The 13677-nt window shown below is 64.0% G+C and carries 13 protein-coding genes; 1 reads left to right on the forward strand and 12 read right to left on the reverse strand.

Annotated features, from left to right (window positions below):
* Positions 1–114 precede the first annotated feature (114 nt).
* The 9 genes from GCT13_RS00280 to GCT13_RS00320 all read right to left on the reverse strand — a co-directional run bounded on the left by GCT13_RS00280 (position 115) and on the right by GCT13_RS00320 (position 8474).
* Positions 115–1554, reverse strand: coding sequence for an NAD-dependent succinate-semialdehyde dehydrogenase (locus GCT13_RS00280; protein ID WP_152754792.1), 1440 nt, complete (start codon positions 1552–1554; stop codon positions 115–117).
* Positions 1551–2621 carry an aldo/keto reductase gene (locus GCT13_RS00285; RefSeq protein WP_152754793.1) on the reverse strand — a complete coding sequence of 357 codons (1071 nt, stop codon included), beginning with the start codon at positions 2619–2621 and terminating at the stop codon, positions 1551–1553. Before GCT13_RS00285 ends, GCT13_RS00280 begins: the two co-directional genes overlap by 4 nt.
* Before the next feature lie 30 nt (positions 2622–2651).
* Positions 2652–3176, reverse strand: a complete 525-nt coding sequence (fae, locus tag GCT13_RS00290) for a formaldehyde-activating enzyme (protein ID WP_152754794.1) — start codon at positions 3174–3176, stop codon at positions 2652–2654.
* 591 nt (positions 3177–3767) lie between these two features.
* Positions 3768–4058 (reverse strand): H-NS histone family protein, encoded by a 291-nt coding sequence (locus GCT13_RS00295; protein WP_152754795.1) that lies wholly within the window; start codon positions 4056–4058, stop codon positions 3768–3770.
* Between the two features lie 124 nt (positions 4059–4182).
* Entirely contained in the window at positions 4183–5382 is a 1200-nt protein-coding gene (locus tag GCT13_RS00300; protein WP_152754796.1) for a serine hydrolase domain-containing protein, read from the reverse strand.
* A 64-nt stretch (positions 5383–5446) separates the two neighbouring features.
* Positions 5447–5650, reverse strand: a complete 204-nt coding sequence (locus tag GCT13_RS00305; RefSeq protein WP_152754797.1) for a hypothetical protein — start codon at positions 5648–5650, stop codon at positions 5447–5449.
* A 352-nt stretch (positions 5651–6002) separates the two neighbouring features.
* A complete protein-coding gene (locus GCT13_RS00310) occupies positions 6003–6281 on the reverse strand; it encodes a hypothetical protein (RefSeq protein ID WP_152754798.1) in 279 nt (92 codons plus the stop codon).
* A 73-nt stretch (positions 6282–6354) separates the two neighbouring features.
* Complete coding sequence (locus GCT13_RS00315) at positions 6355–6933, reverse strand: BON domain-containing protein (RefSeq protein WP_152754799.1); 579 nt, start codon at positions 6931–6933, stop codon at positions 6355–6357.
* A 71-nt stretch (positions 6934–7004) separates the two neighbouring features.
* Positions 7005–8474 (reverse strand): sigma-54 interaction domain-containing protein, encoded by a 1470-nt coding sequence (locus GCT13_RS00320; RefSeq protein WP_152754800.1) that lies wholly within the window; start codon positions 8472–8474, stop codon positions 7005–7007.
* A gap of 334 nt (positions 8475–8808) precedes the next feature.
* On the opposite strand from GCT13_RS00320, the gene GCT13_RS00325 reads away from it, so the two are divergent.
* Positions 8809–10212, forward strand: a complete 1404-nt coding sequence (locus GCT13_RS00325; RefSeq protein WP_152754801.1) for a GntP family permease — start codon at positions 8809–8811, stop codon at positions 10210–10212.
* A 209-nt stretch (positions 10213–10421) separates the two neighbouring features.
* Here the strand turns inward: GCT13_RS00325 and GCT13_RS00330 are convergent, their stop codons facing one another.
* The 3 genes from GCT13_RS00330 to GCT13_RS00340 form a co-directional block, all read right to left on the reverse strand.
* Positions 10422–10661, reverse strand: a complete 240-nt coding sequence (locus GCT13_RS00330) for a DUF2442 domain-containing protein (protein ID WP_152754802.1) — start codon at positions 10659–10661, stop codon at positions 10422–10424.
* A gap of 101 nt (positions 10662–10762) precedes the next feature.
* On the reverse strand, positions 10763–11017 hold the full coding sequence (locus GCT13_RS00335; RefSeq protein WP_152754803.1) for a DUF6723 family protein: 255 nt from the start codon (positions 11015–11017) through the stop codon (positions 10763–10765).
* A gap of 90 nt (positions 11018–11107) precedes the next feature.
* On the reverse strand, positions 11108–13129 hold the full coding sequence (locus GCT13_RS00340) for an acyl CoA:acetate/3-ketoacid CoA transferase (RefSeq protein ID WP_152754804.1): 2022 nt from the start codon (positions 13127–13129) through the stop codon (positions 11108–11110).
* Positions 13130–13677 lie beyond the last annotated feature (548 nt).

The following is a 13677-nucleotide window of genomic DNA, read 5'->3' on the forward strand; positions in this document are numbered from 1 at the left end:
TGTCTCCTTTGTTATCGCTTGATCGCGTAATCGCGTAGTCGTGCGCCCCGCAGTTCGCGCCGGGACGCGTACTCCCTTGCTCTCCGCCGCGCGTGGCGGACACAGCTTCGACGGCTAGCGCGCGAGGCCGCCCATCATCATGTACTTCAGTTCGACGTACTCATCCATGCCGTACTTCGAGCCTTCGCGGCCGAGCCCCGATTGCTTGACACCGCCGAACGGCGCGACTTCCGTCGAGATGATTCCTTCGTTGATGCCGACCATGCCGCTTTCCAGCGCTTCCGCGACCCGCCACGCGCGCCCGAGGTCGCGCGTATAGAAGTACGCGGAGAGACCGAACGGCGTATCGTTCGCGGCCTCGATCGCTTCGTCTTCCGTCTTGAAGCGGAAGCACGCGGCGACGGGGCCGAAGGTTTCTTCTTCGGCGATCCGCATCGACTGCGTCGCGTCGACGAGTACCGTCGGCTCGTAGAACGTGCCGCCCAGCGCGTGACGCTTGCCGCCCGTCAGTGACTTCGCGCCATGCTCCAGTGCGTCGGCCACGTGCGCCTCGACTTTCGCGAGCGCGGCCTCGTTGATCAGCGGTCCTTGCTCGACGTCGCCCTTTAGCGCATCGCCGATGCGCATCTTCTTCACGGCGTCCGTCAGCGCCTGCGTGAACGCGTCGTAGATGCCGTCCTGCACATAGAAGCGGTTGACGCACACGCAGGTCTGCCCCGTATTGCGGAACTTCGACGCGATCGCGCCTTGCACGGCGGCGTCGATGTCGGCATCGTCGAATACGATGAACGGCGCGTTGCCGCCCAGTTCCAGCGAGAGCTTCTTCAACGTATCCGCCGACTGCTTCGCGAGCAGCTTGCCGACGCGCGTCGAGCCCGTAAACGACAGCTTGCGCACGACGGGCGACGCCGTCAGCGCGCCGCCGATCGCGACGGCATCGCCCGACACGATGTTGAACACGCCCGCCGGAATGCCCGCGCGCCCAGCGAGCACGGCGAGCGCGAACGCCGACAGCGGCGTTTCTTCCGAAGGCTTCAACACCATCGTGCAACCGGCCGCGATCGCGGGGCCCGCCTTGCGCGTGATCATCGCGAGCGGGAAATTCCACGGCGTGATCGCGGCGACCACGCCGACGGGCTCGCGCGTCACGATGATCTTCGAGTTGGGCTTCGGGCTTGGAATCAGGTCGCCGTAACTGCGCTTCGCTTCTTCCGCGAACCATTCGAAGAAGCTTGCCGCATAGCCGACTTCGCCCTTGGCCTCGGCGAGCGGCTTGCCCTGCTCGCGCGTCAAAAGCTCGGCGAGCGCGTCGCGATGTTCGAGCATCAACTCGCCCCAGCGCTTCACGCGTGCGCCGCGTTCCTTCGCGGTCAGCGCGCGCCAAGCGGGAAAGGCGCGCTCGGCGGCGTCGATCGCTTGCGCCGTTTCCTGCGCGCCGCCCTTCGCGACGTTCGCGATGACCTCGCCCGTCGCCGGATTGCGAACCGCGTACGTGTTCGCGCTTTCGTACCACTCGCCGTTGATGTAGTGGCCGGTGCGGAGAAATTCGCTCATGCTGCTTTACCCACTGCCTGATTCGCTGCTTGACCCAGATCGGCCACCGTATCGGCGAACACGCCTTGCGCGGGACGCGCTTCGCGCGCGATGCGCCTGCCGGCCGTGTAGTCGTTGATCAGATCGCAAGGCGTGTAGTTGCGCTCCAGCTCGTGCAGCTCGTCGGCATCGAGCTTCGTGTTCAACGCGGCCAGCGCGCTGTCGAACTGCGCCGGCGAGTCCGCGCCGACCAGCATGCTCGCGACGCCTTCGCGCTGCAGCACCCACGCCTGCGCGATCCGCGCCGCCGATACGCCGCGCTTCGCCGCGACGCGCGCGACGGACGCCGCGATCTCGCGCGATGCCGTGTCGCCGTACATCTGCGCGGTGAATAAATCGGTCTGATTGCGCGTCGATTGCAGATCGCTCGTCAGCAGTCCGCGCGCGAGCGGGCTGAACACCGAAACGCCGACGCCCTGATCCTGGCAGTACGGAATCATCTCGCGCTCTTCCTCGCGATACGCGAGGTTCAGTTGCAACTGCATGTTGATCGGCTTGTGCCAGCCATTGCGCTCGCAGACCTGCATGATCTTCGCGAACTGCCACGTGTACATCGTCGACACGCCGATGTAGCGCGCCTTGCCCGCGCGCACGATGTCGTTCAGCGCGCCCATCGTTTCTTCGACGGGCGTGTTCACGTCGAAGAAATGCAGCATGTAGACGTCGACGTAGTCCATGCCCAGACGCGCGAGCGATCCGTCGATGCCGTCCATGATGTGCTTGCGCGAGTGGCCGCCGGCGTTCTGATACGCGCCCATGTCGTAGCCGACCTTGGTCGTCACGACGATTTCCTCGCGGCGCGCGAGGCGCTTCAGAATGCGGCCGACCACTTCTTCGCCGACGCCCGTCGAATAGAAGTCCGCGAGGTCGATGAAGTTGACGCCGGCTTCGAGCGCGTGACGCACGATCGGCTCGCTTTGCGCTTCATCGAAAATCCACGGCTTCCATTGCGGCGTGCCCATGTTCATCGTGCCGAGGCACAGACGCGAAACCTTCAGGCCCGACTGGCCAAGGCGTACGTATTCCATTGCGTTGTCTCCTTTGTGCTGTCGGCCGGCTTAGCGCTGCTTCGGCGTATAGAACGGGTTCGACACGTCGCGCGCGGCGGCGAACACATCTTCCTTGTGCGGCAAACCCTTCATCGCGGCGAGGATCGCGTTCTTGCACGCGCGGTAGTTGTTCTCGAAGACGGCGTCGAGATCGTCGGTCTCCGGGTTGACCCAGTTCGCCGACACGACGACCCAGTCGTTCTCCGCTTCGGGCGGCAGCGTGCCGTTCTCCAGCGATTCGGCCACCGCCTTCGCGATGCCCGCCTGCGATGCGCCCCACGTCGCGTTGCCGTGGAAGTCGCCTTCGATCTGCGCCTTGTTGACGTACAGCGTCAGCGGCTTGGTCGGCACGCCCGGACGCGCGATCACGACGAACGGCGCGTGGCCCGCGGACGGGGTCGACAGCGCCGTGGCGAATGCCTGGCCAGCGGGGCCGTTGCGTGGGCCGACGATCACGTTGATGTGCGCGAGGTTCACGCCCGGACCTTCGAATCCTTCGCCGATAAACAGTTGCTTTTCAGTGGTAGCGCTCATGGTTTCCGTTCCATCAGGTTTGGTGAGTGCGCCGATTGTGCTGTCCGGAACGCGCGACGATGAATCGATGTTTTTTGATCCGGGGTATGAGGCGGGCTCAACTCCGGGTTTCCACCGAGCGAGGGTTATCGGCGAAGGAAAGGGTTGAGGTGAGCGTTTTCGGGAGAGGCGAAAAGCGGTGACCAATGTGGCCTGGCGTGAAGCCGACGCGTGATCGACGAGCGCTGTCCAGATCAACGAATCCGGAAGAGGAAGCGCGCGGCCGCGCTCTCGACGGCACGCGCAACCGCTTGTCGTATAAGGCTTTTCGGACGGTCGAACGGATTGGCTGGAGAGTGTGCGTGGCCGCTTCGACAGGTCAGTCGCACGCCGCCCGAACGCCGACCACGTGCGCCCCGACACGAATCAAATCGGACAAAGGTGAGGATTTTCGGGACGCCCGCAACGGTGCGGGCGGCACCTATGCATCGGCTCACTGCACGGCTGGCTCAGACAACGAACGATGCCGCTGCGGGACAAGAAGAAATGGGAGGAAAGACCTCGACGCGCCTATTCGCGCGCGTCATGCATCGGCGAATAGTCAGGCGCAACTCATTCGCCGATCAGAAACTTCTCGCGATTCTTACCCGCCAGCCAGGCCGGCGCGCGGCCACGGCCGCTCCATGTTTCGCCCGTCTTCGGATTGCGATACTTCGGCGGCAGCGCAGGCTTGCGCGGCGCGCGCGCCTTCGTCGAGAACCCGAGCTCTTCGGCGGTGATGCCGTACTCGGCGATCTTCTGCTTGATCTCGGCGATCGTCTGCGTGACTTCCTGCTCGCGCGCCTGTTCCATCTCCTTCTGGAGCTTTTCGAGTTGCGCGGTCAGCTGTTTGTATGTGGCCATCTGGCAAGGTCTCCATGCATGTCCGTACGGCAACTGTGACCGTATCGGACGTAAAAAGTGCCGGGTAGGAGTGTAGTGCCGTCAGAAAGGCATCGGTAGTGCGCGTTGTCAAAACATGACGAATTTAGTCGTCGATCGCATCGTACAGACGACGCTCGAACTCGACGACCATGTCGAACGGTTCAACGGAACGTCGCTGGATCAACATCTGGCCGATCATGTTCTCGACGGGATCGGCGAACCAGCTGGTGCCGAATGCGCCTGGCCATCCGAACGATCCCGTCGACCGATAGCCGAGCGGCAACTGCTGCGCCGGATCGTCGACGATCGAAAGTCCGAGGCCGAAGCCCTGCCCCGACCACTGCACGTGTCCGATCGACGGCATCCGGCGCTGGTCGCGCGCGAGAAAGTTCGTGCGCATCAGATCGACGGAACGATGCGACAGCAGACGCACGTCGCCGACGCGGCCGCGTCCGAGCAGCAGGCGCGCGAACTGCAGATAGTCTTCCGCCGTCGACACGAGCCCGCCGCCGCCGCTCTGGAAGCGCCGCGGGTTGGCCCAGCGGCTCGCTTGCGGGCGGTCTTCGACGACGCGCCGGCGCGAGTCGGGATCGATCGCATAAGCGGTGGCAAGACGGGAGAGCTGCGCGTCCGGCACGCAGAACGCCGTGTCGCGCATGCCGAGCGGCTCGAAGATGCGCGTGCGGAAGAAGTCGCCGAGCGACAGGCCGCTGATCCGGTGGATCAACACGCCGAGCACATCCGTTGCGATGCCGTAGTGCCAGCGCGAACCGGGATGAAACATTAGAGGCAGCGTCGCGATGCGCGCGAGCCACGCATCCGGCCCGTGGCCCGAATCGAATCCGTTGAACGCGGAAGCGTACGCATCGGCGAGCGGCCCCGTCGACGTGAAGTGATACGCGAAACCCGCGCGATGCGTGAGCAGATCGAGCACCGTGATCGGCGCGCGCGCCGGCTCGGTCTGATCGAGCGCGCCGGCGGGATCGCGCAGCACGCGCGGCGCGGACAGTTCCGGCAGCCACTGCGCGACGGGCGCATCGAGCGTAAGGCGGTCTTCTTCGACGAGCATCATGATCGCGGCGCTCGTCACCGGCTTGGTCATCGACGCGATGCGAAACAGCGTGTCGCGCTGCATCGGCAGACGCCCGGCTTCGTCGCGCCAGCCGCGCGCGTCGAAGAGGCCGGTCTCGTCGTTTCGCCACGCGAGCGTGACGACGCCCACCACTTCGCCGCGATCGACATAACCCTGCATCGTATCGGTCAACCGGGCAAGACGCGCGGCCGAGAATCCTGCTCTGTGCATCGACGGTCCTCGTGGACAATTGGCGAGGCGCGCATCGCGCGATAACGCAGATCGCGCGGCGCGCTCATCGCTTGTAACGAACTTCGAGTGCGTGCAGTGCGTCGCTGAGCTTTTGAACACGTCTGACCTGCGACGGCACCAGCGCCGTCAGCGACACCGAATCGATCCGGCCGCGCCAGTATGACAGCGGAATGCCGTCGGCAGCCGAAATGCGCGATATCACGTGTTCGAGGTGCTCGATATCCTTTTCGATCTGTTCGTGATTCATTGCCTTCCCCGTGGTCCCTCGCAAGGCGTTATTGGACAGCACGAAATATGCCGTGGAAATCTCGTGCGACCTGGTCTCTATGTCGTTGTGCTGCTGCACGCTTTCCGGAAATCGGATGAGCCGCGTGTCTGGTGTCCAGCGCCGCGGAACTTCGTTGCGTTCTTTACCAGGCAATCTATACGAGGAGATCGTTGCGTTCAGTTGGGCGCCGCACGGAAATGCCTCGCGCGGCGTGCGAGTGCAACGTTTCGGGGAGGTGTGCTACGAGGAGATGACAGGCTGCGCGCGCAGCCCGGCGTCGCGGATGAAACCGGCTACGGTTCGGGAAAAGCGGACAAGAAAAACGCGCCGCTCACTTCCCGCGGCATGCGTACAACAGGCTGCGTACACCGTTGTTGGTCGTCGTGCGCATCGCATCGAACGCGCCGCCGCACATCGCCTGCGCCTGCTGCTCGCAGTTGTCGGAGCCGGCGGGGCACTGAACGAGCGTAGTCGGCCGGCCGTCCGGCGAGAAGAGCGGCGGCGCGCTGCTGCACGCGGCTAGCGCGCCGGTCATCGCCAGCGCGGCGGCAAACGACGCGCCGCGGACCCAATGCGCCGGGCGCGCCGCGGATGTTTGACTGCGTTTCATGGAAGACCCCGTTGGCTACTTGTTTTTCGACGAACGCGATTGTGCCACGGCCGCCCTGCGTTGCGTCATCCGGCTATTGCGGCTGCGCGTCGGGCTGTCTGTCGGGCTGTGCAAGCGTCTTGTAGGGCATCGCCCCATGCGTGCCCGTCGCGATACGCACGAAAACCTGTTCGACATCGGGGATCGCCTCCAGTTGCTGTTGCAACGCATGCCTGTCGAACGATGCGGGCGCGCATCCTTCCGCATAGACAAAGCGGCGCTGCACCGTGATCCACAGGCTCGTGCCGTCGAACGCATGCGGATTCGTAAAGCGCGCGTGAATGGCGTCGGCGATTTCCGGGTCGTACATGTAGGAGTTCGGCTTCGTGCACTTGTGCGCGAGCCAGCAGGTCGTGCCGCGTTCCGCGCGATAGTGCGCGTCGTCCTCCATTTGCGCGCGCGTCATCATCGGGCCAAGCGGCACGGGGCAATCGGCGATTGCATGCGAGAGCGCGAAGAACGGATCGTTGTACCAGTTGCGCCGTTCCGTCGATGCAGCAGCCGAAGCCCCCGAAGCAGCCATCGGCGCCTGTTGCGCATACAGCACGTCAAAAACCGCGCTCGCGATGAACAGCATGATGCCCGCACTGATGCCTGCGCCCCGGCGTGTCATGGCAGCGTCTCCTTGCGTTGTGCTTTTCGTCGAATGACGATCGTACTGCGCAGCGCCGCTCGCGGCGAGCCTCACACGTCGATGCCGTATGCCGCGATCTTCTTGTACAGCGTCGCGCGCCCCATGCCGATGCGCGAGGCCGCTTCCGTCACGCGTCCGTTGCAGGCGCGCACCGCATCGCAGATAAAGCGCTTTTCGAACGCGGCCATCGCGTCGGCCCACTGCTGCGGCGGCGTATCGTTCGATGCCGCCGTCGCGGCCGATGCTTCTGCCGAAACCGATGCGGGCGGCTCGAACGCAGCCTGTCCACGCAGCGGCCCGATGAACGGCGCGAGCGCGCGCGCATCGATGCGCTCGCTGTCCGACAGCATCACCGCACGTTCCAGCGTATTGCGCAGCTCGCGCACGTTGCCGGGCCAGCCATACGCGCAAAGAAGGCGCAACGCGTCGTCCTGCAGTTCGAAGTGACCGCCGCGCACCTGCGTCGACAGATCTTCGAGGATCGTATAGGCGAGCGCTTCGATATCCGTTTGCCGCTCGCGCAACGGCGGCGCGTGGATGGTCAGCACGTTGAGGCGATAGAACAGGTCCGGGCGGAAACGGCCCTCGGTGACGAGCGCGGGCAGATCGGCCGATGTCGCCGCGATGATCCGCACGTCCGCGCGCACGATGCGGTTCGAGCCGAGCGGCTCGAACTCGCGGTCCTGCAAGACGCGCAAGAGCTTGCCTTGCAGCGGCAACGGCATATCGCCGATCTCGTCGAGAAAGAGCGTGCCGCCGTCGGCAAGCTCGAACTTGCCCACGCGGCCCTTGCGATCCGCGCCCGTATAGGCGCCCGCCGCCGCGCCGAAGAATTCGACTTCGAGCAGCGCATCGGGAATGGCCGCGACGTTGACGGTGACGAGCGGCTTCGTCGAGCGCGCGGACGCGCCGTGTATCGCGTGCGCGAGCAGTTCCTTGCCGGTGCCCGTTTCGCCGAGCAGCAGCACGGGCGAATCGACTTGCGACGCGCGCCGCGCCTGGCGCTTCACTTCGAGACTCGCCGCGCTCGTGCCGACGAAACTCGCGAACGTGTACTTCGCGCGTCGCGCTTGCGCAAGCGACTGGCGCGTCGCGATCAGTTCCTGCTGCACACGCGAGTAGTGCGAGAAAAGCGGCGTAAGCGCTTTCATTTCGTCGAAGAGCGCGAAGCCGACAGCGCCGACCGTCTTGCCCACGTCGTCTTTCAACGGCAGGCGCGTGACAACGAGCGGCTCGCGATCCGTTTCAAGAATGTCGAGCAGGATGGGCTTGCCCGTCATCACGACTTCACGCATCAGGCTGTTCGGTATCACCGCTTCGCAGTCGCGGCCGATCGCCTGCTGCGGATCGGAAAAACCGAAACGCGCCGCGTAGCGCTTGTTGATCCACACGACGCGCGCATCGGCATCGACGATGAACGTGCCTTCGCTGAAGTTTTCGAAAGTGCGGAAAAGCGAGTCCATCGCGCGGCGCAAGACGTCGCTGTAGGTCGCGGGCAAGCCCGACCAGTCGTTCATCATGTTGACGCTGTCTCCGTGTAGTCTTTTTTGTAATTGTCTCAATTTGTGGACGGATTATCTCACGATCGAGACCTGCAAGAACCCCACTGAATAGGTTATGCTTCGCCGCATCGAATCCGACGGACAGAAATCTCGTCTCGCTTTTGAGACGCTTCTGTACACTCGTTCGAACTGCCACGTTGAAAATGCAGCCGGTGGTGCGCCTGTTAATAGCCCGTCATGCCGTCGAGCCGCGTCTGACGGGCATGGCACGGAACCTGCATCAGCGGGCGCCGGCCCGTCGCGCCGAACTTCGCGCGCGTCCACGTAGAACAACCAAGCTTTGGAGACTCAATTGGCTTTTGTCATCGTCCTCGCCGCCCTGGCGTTCCTGATGTTGGCCGCGTATCGCGGCTACAGCGTGATTCTCGTCGCGCCCATCGCCGCGCTCGGCGCAGTGCTGTTCGTCGATCCCGCTGCCGTCGCGCCCGTGTTCACGGGCATCTTCATGGAGAAGATGGTCGTCTTCGTGAAGCTGTACTTCCCCGTGTTCCTGCTCGGCGCCGTGTTCGGCAAGGTGATCGAACTGTCGGGCTTCGCCGCGTCGATCGTGCATTCGGCGATCCGCTATATCGGCCGCTCGCGCGCGAACGCGGTGATCGTTGCGGTCTGCGCGCTGCTGACTTACGGCGGCGTGTCGCTCTTCGTCGTCGTGTTCGCGGTGTATCCGTTCGCGGCCGAGCTGTATCGCCAGAGCAATATTCCGAAGCGCCTGATGCCGGGCGCGATCGCGCTGGGCGCGTTCTCGTTCACGATGGATTCGCTGCCGGGCACGCCGCAGATCCAGAACATCATTCCGTCGACGTTCTTCAAGACGACCGCGTGGGCCGCGCCCGTACTCGGCATCGCCGGGTCGCTGTTCATCATCGTCGTCGGCCTGACGTTCCTCGAATGGCGCCGCCGCTCGGCGATGGCGAAGGGCGAAGGCTACGGCACGTCGCTCGTCAACGAACCGGAGCGCGTCGAAACCGAAAGGCTGCCGAATCCGCTGCTGGCGATTGCGCCGCTGATTCTCGTCGGCGTCGCGAACTTCATGCTCACGCGCATGATTCCCGACTGGTACGGCGCGAGCTACACCGTTGCGCCCGACGTGCTGCCGGGCAACCACGGCACGGCCGTGACGGCGACGATCAAGACGGTCGTCGCGATCTGGTCGGTGGAAGGCGCGCTGCTGCTCGGCATTCTGCTCGTCGTCATCACCGCGTTTGGCCGCGTGCAGGAGCGTTTCGCATCGGGCACGAAAGCGGCTGTCGGCGGCGCGTTGCTGGCTTCGCTGAACACCGCATCGGAGTACGGTTTCGGCGGCGTGATCGCGGCGCTGCCCGGCTTCCTCGTCGTCAGCGATGCGCTCAAGAGCATTCCGAATCCGCTGGTGAATGCGGCGGTGTCGGTGAGCTCGCTGGCGGGTATCACGGGATCGGCGTCGGGCGGCATGAGCATCGCGCTCGCGGCGATGTCGGATCTGTTCATCAAGGGCGCGGAGGCCGCGCATATTCCGATGGAAGTGCTGCATCGCGTAGTCGCGATGGCGAGCGGCGGCATGGACACGCTGCCGCACAACGGCGCCGTGATCACGCTGCTGGCCGTCACGGGGCTCACGCATCGCGAGTCGTACCGCGATATCTTCGCCGTCACGGTGATCAAGACGCTCGCTGTGTTCTTCGTGATCGCGCTTTACTACGCGACGGGGCTGGTCTAAGGATTGACGACGTCAGGGCGCGTGGCTCGTGCGCCCTTCCTGTTGTGATCGAGGCGACCCATTGGGTCGCCTTTGTTTTTTGCGGTCAATAGAGGCTTTGCGTTCAGCGCCGCGAACAATCAGCCGCTTCCGGGGCGCTGCCGCACGCGGCGCGTCCTCGCATTCGTCACACAGCCGCACATTCGCGCAAGACTTAGAACCCACCGCCGCTAATGGCGCATCGACTCCGGCAACGACAACAACAACGCGGTCACGTCCATGTCTTCGTCGAGCTCGGGCCAGAAAAGCTGCTGCTTGTCGAGCGAAATGGCGAAGTGCTCACGCTCCGTGTCGGTGGCCGCGGCGAGTGTCGGAAACCAGTTGAGGGGAAATTCGACGGCACGGCCGTCGGCCAGGTCGAGAAACAGGTGTGCACTGTCGAAATGCACATCGATGGCATCAGCGCGCATGATCGTCTCCGGCAAGATCCAATCAAACGATAGTCGGGCGATGCGCGCGCTTCAAGCGCATTGCGCGGGGCCCGAACAGAATTTCGCGAGCGCCCGCGCGCTCACATTTCGGGCCGCGCGAGATCGCCTTCGACGATATGCTCGCCGTACACCTGAGCCGCCGCGAGCGCTTCGTCTTTGGTTGGAAAAGGGCCGAGGTCGGGTGCGCCGTCGAAGGGAAACAGCAGGCGTCCGTCCGTCTTGCGCACGACGCGCAGCACGCCGAAAAAGCGCCGGTAGCCAGCAAGCTTCGAGCCCGCGCTGACTTCGAAATCGCTCTCGTTCTTGCCGGGGACACTGGGAATGAAACCGCTCATGATGACTTCTTGAATGCGTGAACTGTCGTGCAGAAAGCGCTATTTTCGCACGCTCATCATGAGCGAATCATGTCGGCACCGCACGCGCGTTTATCGATGAGTCGGCGCGTCGCCCGGACGTTCGTTGATATACGGCGCGACGTTGCGCTCCTCTAGCGCGTCGCCGAGCTTCATGCGCAGGAAGCTGCTCGTCGTGTAGCGCGTCACGCCCGAATAGAACGTGTTGACGAGCTTCGTCACCATCACCGAATAGCTGCCGATCAGCTCGGGATTGATCGAAAAGTTGTCGTAGTTGATGATCGCCTGCGGCTTGATCCGCACGCCCGACAGGCGCGATTCGACCTGCTGCCGGATAGCGTCGACCTGCTCCGCCGACGTCACCTGCAAGCCCTCGAAGTTCACGAAGAACATATTCTTCTCGGCGTCGTAATTGAAGCGCTCTTCGAGCGGCAGGCACAAGAGCATCGTGCGCAGGCCCATCGGCCCGGCGCGAAAGATGCGCTCGTCCATCTGACGCGGCGGCCGCTCGATGATCGGCGTAAATCCCATCTGCGCAACGATGTCGTTCTGCACGTCGATGCCGGGCGCGACTTCCGTCAGTTCGAGTCCGCGCGGCGTCAGCGCGAACACGCAGCGTTCGGTGATGTACAGCACCGGCTGCCCGCGCTTTGCCGCATATTCGCCGCTGAACGTGCGGTGTTCGACTTCGTCGACGAACTTCTGGCACGTGCCCTCGCGATTGATCCGCAGGCGTCCGTCTGCGATCGTCACATCGAGATTTCCCGCGTTGAACGTGCCGACGAACACGACGCGCTTCGCGCTCTGGCTGATGTTAATGAAGCCGCCCGCGCCCGCGAGCTTCGGCCCGAACTTGCTGACGTTCAGATTGCCCTGGCGATCGGCCTGCGCAAGCCCGAGAAAGGCGACGTCGAGACCGCCGCCGTCATAGAAGTCGAACTGATACGGCTGATCGATGATCGCCTGCGTATTCGTCGCCGCGCCGAAATTCAGCCCGCCCGCCGGAATGCCGCCGATCACGCCGGGCTCCGTCGTCATCGTGAAGAGGTCGATCACGCCCTCCTCGTTTGCGACGTTCGCAATGCCCTCCGGCATGCCGATGCCCAGATTCACGACGCTGTTCGCCATCAGTTCCATCGCGGCGCGGCGCGCGATGACCTTGCGCTCGGTGAGCTCCATCGCGGGCACCGAATTCGCGGGCACGCGCAGCTCGCTCGCGAACGCGGGCGAGTACGGTTCGGCAAACGTCTGCCAGTGATGCTCGGGCCGCGCGACCACGACGCAATCGACCATGATGCCCGGTATCTTCACCTGGCGTGGATTGAGCGTGTTCGTATCGGCGAGCCGCTCGACCTGCACGATCACGATGCCGCCCGAATTGCGCGCCGCCATCGCAATCGCGAGCGCTTCGAGCGTGAGCGCCTCGCGCTCCATCGTGACGTTGCCGCTCGCGTCGGCCGTGGTGCCGCGAATGATCGCGACGTCGATCGGGAAGGTCTTGTAGAACAGATGCTCGTCGCCGCCGATATGGATCAGTTCGACGAGGTCTTCCGTCGTTCGCGTGTTCAGCTTGCCGCCGCCATGACGCGGATCGACGAACGTGCCGAGGCCGATCGTCGACAGATGCCCGGGCTTGCCCGCGGCGATATCGCGGAACAGATGCGAAATGACGCCTTGCGGCAGGTTGTACGCCTCGATGTGCCCGTCGATCGCAAGCTGCTGCAGCTTCGGCACCAGTCCCCAATGCCCGCCGATCACACGGCGCACGAGCCCTTCGTGCGCGAGATGATTCAGCCCTTTCGCCTTGCCGTCGCCCTGGCCCGCCGCGTACACGAGCGTCAGGTCGAGATGCGCGTTCGACGCGTCCGGCGTGCCCAATGCGCCCGGTCCGCCCGATGTCGCCGCGTTCGCATCGAAGAAGCGTTCTTCGAGCGCGATCGCCACTTCCTCGGCAAAGCCGACGCCGACGAAACCACCCGTCGCGACGGTGTCGCCGCGCCGGATCAGTTCGACGGCGGCGCGTGCGCTGACCACCTTGTTGCGCGCGACGTTGCGCTCGGTGACGGGGAACGGGTACTGGAATACGGCGCGCATGGGGTCTCCTTGCTGGGTCTTCTTCCGTACGACGCCGTTGCGGCCGCAGAAATGCGGGTGTTGCGCAGTTGCGGCGATCGCGGCGCAACCGCCCGCCGTCGCGGCTTTTGCGGTGCCTGAACACGCAATTTAGCAAGCCGGCGCGGGATCGTCAGCATATATCGCCGCCGACAGCGCGACCGTTCAGCAGCACGCAGTCATGCACAAACGATTCGTTTCACAGCGGATTTTTTGACGCGAGTACGAAAAGATTAGGTAAGCAAACGTTCTTCATCACGCTTCGTTGCATGTGCAACGACAGACGATGTTATGGTTTGACCCTGTAAAAACAGGCACAATTCGACAGGCTAAACAAAAACCCCGGCGCGCCGTAAACAATTAAATCAGCGCCGCCTCGCACGCCCAGCAATAATTACCGCCAAAGTGGCCGGCTCCATGACAGGCATTTCCTTTCCCGAATCGATCTATGCAGCATCCGCCGCGCGCGGCTTCGCTCACGCGCGCGGCGCATGCTGCATCGATTGGCGCGCCGCGCGGGCGGCGATCCC

It is taken from the genome of Paraburkholderia franconis, from assembly GCF_009362735.1.
Lineage (GTDB): Bacteria > Pseudomonadota > Gammaproteobacteria > Burkholderiales > Burkholderiaceae > Paraburkholderia > Paraburkholderia franconis.

Coding starts and splice junctions, on each gene's coding strand:
- GCT13_RS00280 (WP_152754792.1), bottom strand. CDS start 1,554: ATGAGCGAATTTCTCCGCACCGGCCACTACATCAACGGCGAGTGGTAC.
- GCT13_RS00285 (WP_152754793.1), bottom strand. CDS start 2,621: ATGGAATACGTACGCCTTGGCCAGTCGGGCCTGAAGGTTTCGCGTCTG.
- fae (WP_152754794.1), bottom strand. CDS start 3,176: ATGAGCGCTACCACTGAAAAGCAACTGTTTATCGGCGAAGGATTCGAA.
- GCT13_RS00295 (WP_152754795.1), bottom strand. CDS start 4,058: ATGGCCACATACAAACAGCTGACCGCGCAACTCGAAAAGCTCCAGAAG.
- GCT13_RS00300 (WP_152754796.1), bottom strand. CDS start 5,382: ATGCACAGAGCAGGATTCTCGGCCGCGCGTCTTGCCCGGTTGACCGAT.
- GCT13_RS00305 (WP_152754797.1), bottom strand. CDS start 5,650: ATGAATCACGAACAGATCGAAAAGGATATCGAGCACCTCGAACACGTG.
- GCT13_RS00310 (WP_152754798.1), bottom strand. CDS start 6,281: ATGAAACGCAGTCAAACATCCGCGGCGCGCCCGGCGCATTGGGTCCGC.
- GCT13_RS00315 (WP_152754799.1), bottom strand. CDS start 6,933: ATGACACGCCGGGGCGCAGGCATCAGTGCGGGCATCATGCTGTTCATC.
- GCT13_RS00320 (WP_152754800.1), bottom strand. CDS start 8,474: ATGATGAACGACTGGTCGGGCTTGCCCGCGACCTACAGCGACGTCTTG.
- GCT13_RS00330 (WP_152754802.1), bottom strand. CDS start 10,661: ATGCGCGCTGATGCCATCGATGTGCATTTCGACAGTGCACACCTGTTT.
- GCT13_RS00335 (WP_152754803.1), bottom strand. CDS start 11,017: ATGAGCGGTTTCATTCCCAGTGTCCCCGGCAAGAACGAGAGCGATTTC.
- GCT13_RS00340 (WP_152754804.1), bottom strand. CDS start 13,129: ATGCGCGCCGTATTCCAGTACCCGTTCCCCGTCACCGAGCGCAACGTC.